Annotated in this window: 10 protein-coding genes; 4 read left to right on the top strand and 6 right to left on the bottom strand. The window is 62.5% G+C overall.

The window, feature by feature from the left end; translation table 11 throughout:
- Positions 1-79 precede the first annotated feature (79 nt).
- Together OB916_RS06545 and OB916_RS06550 are read right to left on the bottom strand one after the other, a co-directional pair.
- Entirely contained in the window at positions 80-346 is a 267-nt protein-coding gene (locus OB916_RS06545) for a hypothetical protein (RefSeq protein WP_315908485.1), read from the bottom strand.
- Positions 346-753 carry a DUF7522 family protein gene (locus tag OB916_RS06550; RefSeq protein WP_315908486.1) on the bottom strand — a complete coding sequence of 136 codons (408 nt, stop codon included), beginning with the start codon at positions 751-753 and terminating at the stop codon, positions 346-348. Before OB916_RS06550 ends, OB916_RS06545 begins: the two co-directional genes overlap by 1 nt.
- Before the next feature lie 132 nt (positions 754-885).
- Between OB916_RS06550 and gpmI the strand changes: the two genes are divergently transcribed.
- The 4 genes from gpmI (at position 886) to OB916_RS06570 (ending at position 4,887) form a co-directional block, all read left to right on the top strand.
- Positions 886-2,406: a 2,3-bisphosphoglycerate-independent phosphoglycerate mutase gene (gene gpmI, locus OB916_RS06555; protein ID WP_315908487.1), complete on the top strand. Its 1,521-nt coding sequence runs from the start codon at positions 886-888 to the stop codon at positions 2,404-2,406.
- Between the two features lie 104 nt (positions 2,407-2,510).
- The gene (locus OB916_RS06560) at positions 2,511-2,924 is read left to right on the top strand and encodes a universal stress protein (RefSeq protein ID WP_315908488.1); all 414 of its coding nucleotides are present in this window, start codon (positions 2,511-2,513) and stop codon (positions 2,922-2,924) included.
- Positions 2,925-3,122: 198 nt separating this feature from the next.
- Positions 3,123-3,689 (top strand): hypothetical protein, encoded by a 567-nt coding sequence (locus OB916_RS06565; protein ID WP_315908489.1) that lies wholly within the window; start codon positions 3,123-3,125, stop codon positions 3,687-3,689.
- Positions 3,690-4,419: 730 nt separating this feature from the next.
- A complete protein-coding gene (locus tag OB916_RS06570) occupies positions 4,420-4,887 on the top strand; it encodes a GNAT family N-acetyltransferase (RefSeq protein WP_315908490.1) in 468 nt (155 codons plus the stop codon).
- A gap of 141 nt (positions 4,888-5,028) precedes the next feature.
- Here the strand turns inward: OB916_RS06570 and phaC are convergent, their stop codons facing one another.
- Genes phaC through OB916_RS06590 form a run of 4 tightly spaced genes read right to left on the bottom strand, consistent with a single transcriptional unit; the run spans position 5,029 to position 7,903 of the window.
- Complete coding sequence (phaC, locus tag OB916_RS06575; protein ID WP_315908491.1) at positions 5,029-6,444, bottom strand: class III poly(R)-hydroxyalkanoic acid synthase subunit PhaC; 1,416 nt, start codon at positions 6,442-6,444, stop codon at positions 5,029-5,031.
- A gap of 5 nt (positions 6,445-6,449) precedes the next feature.
- Positions 6,450-7,004 carry a poly(R)-hydroxyalkanoic acid synthase subunit PhaE gene (locus OB916_RS06580; RefSeq protein WP_315908492.1) on the bottom strand — a complete coding sequence of 185 codons (555 nt, stop codon included), beginning with the start codon at positions 7,002-7,004 and terminating at the stop codon, positions 6,450-6,452.
- 42 nt (positions 7,005-7,046) lie between these two features.
- Positions 7,047-7,610, bottom strand: coding sequence for a hypothetical protein (locus OB916_RS06585; protein WP_315908493.1), 564 nt, complete (start codon positions 7,608-7,610; stop codon positions 7,047-7,049).
- 2 nt (positions 7,611-7,612) lie between these two features.
- Positions 7,613-7,903, bottom strand: coding sequence for an AbrB/MazE/SpoVT family DNA-binding domain-containing protein (locus tag OB916_RS06590; protein ID WP_315908494.1), 291 nt, complete (start codon positions 7,901-7,903; stop codon positions 7,613-7,615).
- Positions 7,904-8,222 lie beyond the last annotated feature (319 nt).

Raw genomic sequence — 8,222 nt, forward strand, 5'->3', positions numbered from 1 at the left:
ACCCGGCCGAGACCCATCCCGACCGACGTCAGAAGGACCTGGTCGGTCGCGGCCAGCGTCGTCGGCGCGTACCGGTGGGTCATGTGCACTGCTGCGAACAGGGCCACGCCCGCACCGGAGAGCAACTGAATCGATCAGCGAGCACGCCCCACACCGGCTGGGCGACCAGCCCGCCGGCGACGAGCAACCCCATCTGCGAGCCTGTGAGCCCGACGTCCTCGAAGAAGGCGTTCCGGAACGAGACCAGGTCGTTCGAGGCAGCGAAGTAAGTGAGATAGACGTGGTGATAGCTATCGCCGCGGAGAAGCGACTCGAACCCATCGACGAGCTGACTGTCGACGAACACTACGTATCGTGCTCGCTCGACTCGGAGTGGTCTTCGAGGCTGCGGCTGACCGCCTCGGCGATCTCCTCGAACTCCTGCATGGTGACGTCGTCGGTCGTCAGGAGGACACCCGCGCGTTCGGTGCCGACTCGCAAGAGATAGCCGTTCTCGAACGCTCGGATGGTGTATCGGTGGGCCCCCAGTTCGGTCTCAGTCGTCTGGTAGGCGTTGTTTGTCTCCCGGTACCCGCGCCACTCGTGGCCGACGAACGTGTCGAGATCGGCGTCGCGTTCGAGGTCGCTGCGGAGATATAGCTGCTCGAAGTCCGACCGGCTGAAGTACGTCACCGACCGCAGGCTGTCACCGGTCGCCGTGCGCGCGATCGAAACGAGTTCTTCGGCCAGCGTATCCGACAGGATGGTCGCCATGCTTCAGCCGACGACACCCATCCACAAATATCCCCCTTCATACTGTCGGCTGTACGTTCGTTGAGGTTTTCGGTCTCCAGACTTCCGGCAAGATATGAAGAACTATTACGCTGGCGAGTCAACTTTTCTCGCATGGACGTCGGACTCGTAATTCTCGACGGCTGGGGACTGAACGACGACGAAACCGCCCGCGACGCCGTGCGCGCCGCGGACACGCCGAACTTCGACAAATACTGGGACGCAGGCGCACACAACCGCCTGGAAGTCTCGGGCCGACGTGTCGGCCTCCCCGAGGGCCAGATGGGCAACTCCGAGGTCGGCCACCTGAACATCGGCGCGGGACGGGTAGTCAAGCAGGACACCACCCGGATCACCGACGACATCGAGGACGGGAGCTTCTTCGAGAACGACGAACTCGTCGCGGCGATGGATTATGCCGACGAACACGACGGGAAGGTCCACTTCCTCGGGCTCGTCTCCGACGGCGGGGTCCACTCCCGACAGACCCACCTGCACGCGCTGATCGAGATGGCCGCCGACCGCGGCGTCGAGGCGGTCACCCACGCGTTCATGGACGGCCGGGACACCTCGCCGACCGGCGGCGAGGGGTACCTGACAGAGCTGCAGGAGGTCATCGACGAGAACGGCACCGGCGACGTCGCGACCGTGACTGGCCGGTACTACGCGATGGACCGCGACCAGAACTGGGAGCGCACCAAGCGCGCCTACGACGCCATCGTCTCGCGTGAGGGCGATTATCACGCCGAGACCGCAGTCGAGGCGGCCACCGAGTCCTACGAGCGCGATACGACGGACGAGTTCATCGAACCGACGACGATCGAGAGTGGCGAAGCCCTCGAGGGCGGCGACGCCGTGATCTTCTTCAACTTCCGGTCGGATCGAGCCCGCCAGCTCACCCGGATGCTCAACAACATCCGGCCCGGGGACTGGGAGTACGACCTCGAGCCGCCGGAGACGTACTACGTCACGATGACTCAGTACGACAAGACCTTCGACGTGCCGGTGGCCTACGGGCCCAACCAGCCCGTCAACACCATCGGCGAGGTCGTCTCCGAGGCCGGCAAGACCCAGCTCCGGCTCGCGGAATCCGAGAAGTACCCCCACGTCACGTACTTCCTCAACGGCGGCCGGGAGATCGAGTTCGAGGGCGAGATGCGCGAGATCGTCAAGAGCCCGGACGTGCCGACCTACGACCTCCAGCCCGAGATGTCCTGCGAGGAGGTGACCGACACCGCCCTCGAATACATCGAAGGTGAGGACCCCGACATGATGGTTCTCAATTACGCGAACCCGGACATGGTCGGCCACACCGGCGATTTCGACGCCACGATCGCGGCCGTCGAGGCGGTCGACGAGCAGCTGGGTCGTCTCGCCGAGGCAGTCATGGACGCCGGCGGCGACCTGCTGATCACCGCTGACCACGGCAACGCAGACGACCTGGGCACTGAAGACGACCCCCACACGGCCCACACGCTCAACGACGTCCCGATCATCTACCTCGACGACGCGGGCACTGACGGCGGTCGCTCGGTGCGCGGTGGCGGGACCCTCGCGGACATCGCGCCGACGATGCTCGAACTCATGGCCATCGACGCGCCCGCGGAGATGACTGGCGAGAGTCTGCTGGAGTAGCCCTCTCGGCTCAGTAGTAGTCTTAGGCGGTCACGGCGGCAATTTTATCAGTGCATGGGAACTGTTGGCGCGTTATTTCGTGTTGGCGACGCTATATTTCTACCATGATGATCGAGACGATTCTGGTTCCGACGGATGGGAGCGAACACGCACAGCGCGCGGCCGCACACGCGATCGCGCTGGCCGAGCGGGAAGACGCAGCGCTACACGCCCTGTACGTCGTCAACACCGACGATCTCGGCGAGCCAGCCCTGAGTAGCGCCGAGATCCTGGTCACCGAAGCGGAGGAGCGAGGTCGGAACGTGCTTGCGGCGGTCGCCGCGGCCGCTCGAACGCGCGGCGTCCCCGTCGAGACGACCTGTGTTCACGGCGAGCCGGCCGAGATGATCAAAGAACACGCAGACGAGGTCGGGGCCGATCTCGTCATGCTCGGCAAGCGCGGCGAGACACACGAACTGCGTGAGGGAACAGTCACCCGACAGCTGCGACGCGACGACGACCGCGTCGTCATCGTCTGAGAGCAGTCGACGAACCAGAGACGGGCAGCAACCGGAAGTCCGGGTAACGAGAGTCTTCTCGATATTCGGCGGATCTGTTGTCTATGACATCAAATGGTATTTGACGCCATTGAATGGTAATGAGCGCAATCTTTATCAGTCTGAAGGGGCTATGTGGAGATAGAGACGACGAAGAACGACTCAACGAAGATGATACCAATGAACGACACATACACGACCCCGGTTACGACCGCATTCGAATTCCAGCGACGCACGATCGAGAACGGACAGAAGGCCTTCGAGCAAAGCCTCGAGTTCCAGCAGCGCGTCGGGCAAGCGATGCTCGACAGTGTGGAGAGCCAGGCGTCGGCCCAGCGCCGCGGCGTCGAACTGACCAGGACGATGTTCCACAGCTACTTCGACGCCGTCGAGGAGACCGTCCCCGGCTCGGAACAGGCCGTCGAGCAGCTGCGTGAGATGGTCGACGAGCAGATCGACTTCCTGTTGGAGAACCACGAACAGGTCTTCGAGAGCATCGAGACGGGAGTCGCCGACGGGATCGACACCTACGACGAGCTCTCTGCGGACTACGTCGACACGCTGGAGGAGCAGGTCGAGATGTTCGCCGAGGCCCACGAAGAACTCGAAACCCAGTCCGTCGATGTCACCGAGCAGATGGCCGATCTGTTCGAGGACTTCAAAGACCAGACCGAGGAGATCCAGGCACAGATCCAGGACGTCCAGCAGCAGGCCACCGAGGCCGTCGACGTCGAGATCGAAGGCTAACTGTCGGTTTCTCTCTGACTATTCGTTCCGATCTCCCTTCTTCTAACTATTCGTCCTGATTTCCCTTCGTTCGAGCGAGTAGTCCCCACGGCGCTCGAGGGGATGCCTTCGGCCGAGCGAGCGACACGTATTCTCGACCGCATGACCCCTGGCTTTGGACAACCACTCTCCCTACGACTGGCCGTGGTTTCGAAGCGTTTTTATCCCGTCTGATCCAACTGTATAATAGTGCTAATCGGGCAGAAGTCTCGGTTGGTACGGGCCGCCAGTCAACCGGCCCCTCAAGACGGGACCGTCGAAACGAGCGTGCCAGCCTGCCACCGACTATGGTGGCAGGCTTCTCCGTACCCGTATCGGGTTCGAGTGGAGGTCACCGCCAATTAAATAGGCGTGACGTGACCACCCACGTTGGGCGTTCCCTCGCATCCCACTCACGGGATAGTGGAGTAACGAGCGAGGAACGGAATGGTTCCCCGCTCGTGAACCGTCGCGGTGCAACCAGCCCCGTTCATGCACGGGGGCGCGGGCCGAAACCACCACCCAGGTGGAAGCCCCGCCCTCAAGGACCGAGGTCGCCTCAGCGACCGAGGGAGTAGGGCGGGGTAGTTGACGTACCGACACGGTAATACAGCGGGTTCGCGCGTCCCGGATCGGATACCGCTCCGCACGCCAGTGACCGTCGTTAGCACACACGGCGTGGTTTCAAGAATGAGCACCCGGGAGTTGCCGTATGGAACTCGTCGAAGCGACCGTCGAAGACCTCGACGCGCTCGTCACCCGCTGGTATGCTCTCGCAAAAGCGATAGAAGCGCACGACGAACTGAACGACCTCTCCGACGCGAGTGTCGACGAAGTCGCTGATGATGGCTTCCGTGCCCATCTCGACGACGAGACGGTCACTGACTACCTCGTCGTCCACGAGGAGGTGACTATCGGTTTTGTCACGCTCCGGGAGGGCCACCATCCTTCCCGGAAGCACTCGCACTATCTCCGCATCGTGAACCTCGTCATCGACGACGACCACCGGAACCGAGGTCACGGCACAGACGTCGTCGAGCGCGTGAAGGAAATCGCTCGCGACCGAGGTTGCGACCATCTCAAGGTCTCCTGCGAGTGGCACAACGAGGGCGCGCGCCGGTTCTACCGCGACACGGAGTTCCGACCGAAGCAGGTCGACTACGTGCAACCGATAGAGTGAGCGAAGCGAGAAAGACCGATCTTCCGGTGGGCGACCCTCCACACGTCGTTACGCAATCACGATGAGTCGTCCGGAGTGTTGTCGCACTGTCCGGCTGTCGCCGGTCCGAGAATCGCCGCCCGGGAGGTCACAACGGTCCGATCACGCGACCTGTTCGAACCAGTCTTCGACGCGGCTGAGCGGCGCGTCGGCGGCCTCGGCGACCGCCTCGGGATCTGCCTCAGCCAGGTCTCCGGCCGTTTCGATGCCGGCCGCACGAAGACGATCGGCATAGGTTGGGCCGATACCGTTGACGGTCTCGATATCGGGGGCTGCCGTCTCGTCTGCAGCCGCCTCGTCGGCCGTCTCGTCTGCAGCCGCCTCGTCGGCCGTCTCGTCTGCAGCCGCCTCGTCGGCCGTCTCGTCTGCACTCTCTTCCTCAGCCGTACTTTCCTCGTCGGCTTCCTGCTCGTCCTGAGAGCGCTCGCTGAACCACCTGGCGACCTCGGGCCAGACGTCCTCGTGGGTGCTCGAGGAGACGGCAAGCCCGACGTGTCCCGTCGGATACTCGATGATACGGGTGTCCTCGCTGGGGATGACGTCGTTGAACGGCTTGCTCGCCGACGGCGGGACGAGGTGGTCGTATTCGCCCAGAATCTGGAGGACGGGCATGTCGATGTTCTCGATGTCGACGTGTTCGCTATCGAGTTCGAGCTCGTTGTTGTAGAGCTTGTTGTCCTGATAGATGTCCTTCAGGAACTGTTCGTAGGTCGCGCCGGCGACGTCGACTCCTTCCTCGAGCCACTGTTCCATCCGGGCGAAGTTCTTCACGAACGCCTCGTTGTCGAGGTTCTCGAAGAACTGGATGTACTTCGTGACGTAATTCTGAACGGGATCCATCAGTGCGAATCCCTCGTCGAGGAACTCCGCTGGGACGTTGCCGAAGGCCTCGATCACGGCCGAGGGATCGTAATACTCCTCGTCGCCCCAGCGTTCGAGGACGCCGCCGGTTTCCTCGAAGTACAGACCGGTGGCCATCAGTCCGAGCGAGTTGACCTTTTCGGCGTGCAGCGCCGTGTACATCGTACTCATCGTCCCGCCCATGCAGTAGCCGAGGATGTTGATCTGCTCCTGCCCGGAGCGTTCGCGGACGACGTCCACGCAGTTGTCGATGTATCGGTTGACGTAGTCGGCAAGCGTGAGGTGCTGATCGAGACGCGAAGGCTCGTTCCAGTCGATCAAGTAGACGTCGTGGCCGGCCTCGAGCAACCGGCGGACGACCGACCGATTGGGCTGGAGATCGAGGATGTAGGGCCTGTTGATGAGCGCGTAGACGACGAGGATCGGGACGTCTTCACGCTCTTCTTCGGGCACGTCGATGCCCGCCGCCTCGGGATCGTAGTGGAGGAGTTCGAGCTTGTTCTCCTTGTAGACCACGTCGGCGGGTGTCCCACCGACGTCGACCTCCTCCATCGTTTCGAGCCGGTCGTCGAGGACGCCGGCCGTCTCGACGGACTCGGTTAGCTTTTCGAACCCCTGGCGTTGCGCGTCGATCACTGGTCGCATTGGGTTGAACATGACGCTCACTCCTCGAGTGCGTCGAGGACGCGATCGAGCTTGTCTTCGATATCCTGCTGGCGTCGCTCGAGTTCGACGAGCCGCTCGCCGACTTCGACGACGTCGTCGCGCGTGGCGAATCCGAGTTCGGCGAGCGACTCCTGGGTGACGTCGTCGGACTCCTGGCGGAGTTCGAGCATCGACTCGATGAGCTGTCCGTTCGCGGCCGCGAACGCGCTCGTCTCCATTACTTCCTTGAACGCCTTGTTTGCCGACTGGAGCCAGATGTCGCGGAACTCCGTGACATCGACCTCCTCTCCCTGGCTTGCGTCCATCGAGCGCTCGAACATCTGCTCGGCGGCGTCCATCCAGACCTCGTAGGCCTCGCTGTAACCTTCGATCCCCTCGGCGAGCGTTTCGTCGTCAGGTGTGGAGTCGGAAAACACGTCGTTCCAGGACTCCATGAACGCGGTCTGTGCTTGCATGCTCTGGTCGAACGACTCGGCGAGCGCCTCGTTCATCTCGTCGACCATCTGGTTCCACTCGTCCATACTGTCAGCGGTGTCGCTATCGTTGCTCATGTGTATTGTATCGCTTCGGCGAAAGAAATAACTGCCGCCCTATCAGGCGTCGCCGGCCTCGACGGCCTGCTCCTGAACGTCCTGGACCGTCTCGGTGGCCTGCTCCTGAACGTCCTGGACCTGCTGCTGGACCGCTTCGGCCTGGGACGCCATCTCCTCGACGGCGTCGACGGACTGGGTTTCGAGGTCCTCGTGGGCCTCGACGAGCATCGACAGCTGCTCGTCCAGTGCGTCGAACATCTCTTCGGTCATCTCGTCGTAGGTGTCGTAGCCGTCGCTGACCTCTGCCTGCAGCGTGTCGAACGCCTCGTCGTGGTTCTCCAGCAGGAACTCGAACTGCTCGTCGACTGCCGTGCGGATCTCGTCGACGGGCACGTCCATGCCGGGGACGGACGATTCGACGGCGTCGAGGTAGCTGTGGATCGCCGTCTGGCTCAGTTCGACGCCGCGGCGCTGGGCCGACGCCTGGCTCTCCACACTGTCGAGCATCGCTTGCCCGACGCGCTGCTGGAACTGTACGCCCTGCTTGAGGGCGGTCTGTCCCTGTTCGATCGTGCGTCGCTGGAATTCGAATGCGGTCGTGACGGGTGTCGTGTAGTCTGCCATGATTACTCACTCCGGTTGCGTTTGACTGGGAGGACGACGGCCTGGACGATGTCGCCTTCTTCGATGTCCAGGGCCTCGCGTTCGGCGTCCGGGATCGAGATCCGGCCGCCGCTCTGCACGCGAGTCTTGAACGTCGCCAACTGGCTCATCGCACCGAGCTGATTCATGTCCAGCCCGGACGTCCCACCGCCCATCATCGAGCGAAGGAATTCCTGCTGCTGCTCGATCGCCTGTTCGCTCGCTTCCTGAAACATCGCCGGCGGCCACGGGAAACTGTCGTCCTCGTCTGTCATCAGTCATTGTAGCATACCCCCGCCACTCACATAAGTCTTCCTCTCTATACCATCTGATACCATTCAATGGTTTCGAGACTTTCGGGGCCGTCTATCGCGACGTGGCCCCTTCCGGTCGTCTCTTTGGCAATGTTCGACGCTCTGCTCTTTCAATACGGTGGGAAGGGCTCTGGGGTTTCATATCCCAGGCGCGTCCAGTTACGGACGATGTACAACAGATTCGACGACTGGTTTTCGGCGGACGCGGAGGGGTACAGCGATGCGTAACGCGAAAATCGTCTGTACGCTCGGGCCAGCGTCAGACTCGACCGAGGAGATC

The organism is Halapricum hydrolyticum (assembly GCF_025517535.1).
Lineage (GTDB): Archaea > Halobacteriota > Halobacteria > Halobacteriales > Haloarculaceae > Halapricum > Halapricum hydrolyticum.